The organism is Nocardioides bruguierae, from assembly GCF_023656415.1.
Lineage (GTDB): Bacteria > Actinomycetota > Actinomycetes > Propionibacteriales > Nocardioidaceae > Nocardioides > Nocardioides bruguierae.
This window is the reverse complement of sequence record NZ_JAMOIL010000073.1, coordinates 1-667: the sequence shown is the minus strand read 5'-3', so window position 1 is coordinate 667 and position 667 is coordinate 1. Positions and strand designations below refer to the sequence as shown.

General features: G+C 65.8%; 2 protein-coding genes. Both read right to left on the bottom strand.

The features are described from left to right. Positions 1 to 73: 73 nt before the first annotated feature. Positions 74 to 400: an antibiotic biosynthesis monooxygenase gene (locus M8330_RS21670; RefSeq protein WP_250829042.1), complete on the bottom strand. Its 327-nt coding sequence runs from the start codon at positions 398 to 400 to the stop codon at positions 74 to 76. A gap of 15 nt (positions 401 to 415) precedes the next feature. After that, positions 416 to 628 (bottom strand): VOC family protein, encoded by a 213-nt coding sequence (locus M8330_RS21665; protein WP_250829041.1) that lies wholly within the window; start codon positions 626 to 628, stop codon positions 416 to 418. Positions 629 to 667 lie beyond the last annotated feature (39 nt).

Genomic DNA, 667 nt, shown 5'->3' with positions numbered 1-667 from the left:
GCGGGATGGGCTCGCGGAGCGACCCGGTGCGGGATGGGCTCGCGGAGCGACCCGGTGCGGGATGCCGAACTGGTCACCCTCCGAGGAGCGGGTCGGGATCGGAACTGACGACTTCGTAGTGACACGCCTGGGTATCCATCTCCACGAGCAGGTTGTCGTCACCGGCGTAGAACCTGGCCTGCTCGGGGTTGTCACCGGCGAAGGCCCTGATCGCATCCATGGAGTTCCAGAAGGAGACCGTGGTGATTTCCACCAGATCCTCCTGTGGGCGCCTCAGCACGAGAACACCCAGGTTGCCCGGGGTGTCCCGGTACTCGCGGACGCCGGTCTCTGCCTGGTGCTGGAGATACTCTTCGGCGTCCTGGACGCGAACCGCGCCGCGCCAGGTTCGGATGATCATGCGGGTCTCCTCGACTTAGCGCAGTACGCAGAAGTGATTGCCCTCAGGATCGGCCAACACCGTCCAGCTGCCGTGCTGGCGGACCTCCGTGGCGCCGGCTGCGACGAGCCGGGCTACCTCGGCGTCGTGGTCTTCTTGGGCATCGACGTCGACGTGCCATCGGCCATGGGCTGCGCCTAGAGCGTGTCTGCTTAATCCGGGCGTGGTGGTCGGCGATGGTTGACACATGTCGCGTGTGGCAGTGCTGAATGACGCTCAGTGGGAGCG